This window comes from Streptomyces sp. NPDC058279 (assembly GCF_042881255.1).
In the GTDB taxonomy this organism is placed as follows: Bacteria; Actinomycetota; Actinomycetes; order Streptomycetales; family Streptomycetaceae; genus Streptomyces.
In genome coordinates, this window is record NZ_JBHVYA010000054.1 from 1 (window position 1) to 1,752 (window position 1,752).

The 1,752-nt window shown below is 67.8% G+C and carries 1 pseudogene; it reads left to right on the forward strand.

Features of this window, described 5'->3' with window-relative positions:
- Positions 1-880: 880 nt before the first annotated feature.
- A pseudogene (locus tag ACFVXJ_RS31255) lies at positions 881-1,429 on the forward strand (class I SAM-dependent methyltransferase); the annotation flags it as partial.
- Positions 1,430-1,752: the final 323 nt, after the last annotated feature.

The window sequence follows — 1,752 nt, forward strand, 5'->3', positions numbered from 1 at the left end:
GCGATCTCCCACAACCCGTCCGGAACAATCCAACTCCACGTACCCCGCCCCATAGCAAGGCCAACGATGCCCCACCACATAGGACACGGTCTAAAACCCGGCACCATCCATCGCACGGCTTGGCGCCGCCGGGGCGGGCCATACCGACGGCTTGGCCATAACTCCCAGGCGGCGGGCGAGGGCGGTCTCGAAGTGGGACCTCAGTGTGCGGCGCTGCTGTGCCGCCCCGTACGGCCGCTGGTTTACAAGTCTCGGTGCGTCGTCCATACCCGCACAACGAGCGAGGCGCTGCCCGGGCCGTCGACCGACCGAGAGCGGATGCCCGGGATCACTCGCCGGCCCTGAGTTCCGGGCCCGGCGCGGGTCCTCCCGCCCGGACGGTCGGGGAAGGCCCGGCGCAACTGCCGGCCGGCCTCCAGCCCCGATTTCGGGACTCGGATCTTCTCCCGCACCGGTTTTAACTGGGTGCAGTCCGCTCGCTGACCTGGTGTGAGGATCAGAGACAACGGGCGGCAACGGTGTTCCTCTGGCCAGGACGTAACGTGCTGCCGGGCCCGGCCCGTTGACCACCCGGGGGCCGACATCGTGCCGAGGGGTGTGACCGTGAACCAACGGCACCCCAGGGACGTGACCGGGTGGGCTGCTGAGGCACGGGGCGATCGCCGGGTCGATGCTCGACGGGGCCGCGGACGCCGCGGCCTTCGTACCGGGCCCCCGGGTCCCCGGCCGACAGGTTGCCCACTCCGGATCGGCGAACACCTCCCGGATCATCAGGGTACTGACGAGCGCCATCGGGAGCGGTGGATCACGAGGACGGAGAGTTTTGCCGGCCACTGCGTTTCGAGTCACCGCAAATGCCCAAGAAGATGATGTAGGGCAGATGTTCTGGCCCCGCCGACAGCGCGTCATTCCTGGATCTCGCGGGTGTGGGCGCGTTGGCCAAGCTGATACGCCTCACCAGCCCTCAGCCCCGACCGACGCAGTCTCGGAAGGTTCGGACGTGACCGCGGACTTCATTGCCTGGAACTCCAAAAGCGTGCAGTACGAGAAGGCGTTCGCGACGTTCCTCGCGCACACTGATCAGAAGCGGAAGGCCCACGACTATCTTCGCCAGGTCGTCTCCACAATCCCTGACCGCCGGGTGCTGCTGGACGCAGGAGCCGGCAGCGGCGAGACCACCGCCCAGCTGGCCGCGCACTTTGAGCGCACCATCGCGGTCGAGCCCAACCCCGATTTACGCAAACGCCTGGCGCACCAGCTCCCCCAGGCAGAGATCCACGAAGAGGAGATCCTGGACGTCCGCCCCCGCAGCCAGGCCGACCTCGTACTGTGCGCGCATGTCCTCTACTACATTCCGCTGGACCAGTGGGCCGCCCACCTGCGCCGGCTCGTGTCCTGGAAGACCAGCAGCGGGGTGTGCGTCATCGCCCTGCAAAACCCGGACAGCGACTGCATGCGCATGCTGCAGCACTTCGGCGGCCCCCGCTTCGACCCTCGAAGCGCCCTGGACGGCAGGCTCACCAGACTCGTTGATCTGACCACCGTGCCCGCGCACGTACAGACGCCCGATCTGGCCGCCGCCGTGGAAATCGCCGCTTTCATGCTCGGTCTCGCCCCCTTGCCGGCCCCTCCCCGCCGGGAGCAGGCCGAGGACTATGACCGTGTCCTATGTGGTGAGGCGGACGAGTCGTTTGTAGCAGCAGAGGGCGGCGGCGAGGCCGAGAAAGGCCAGGTAGTTGCGGGGGTTTCGTT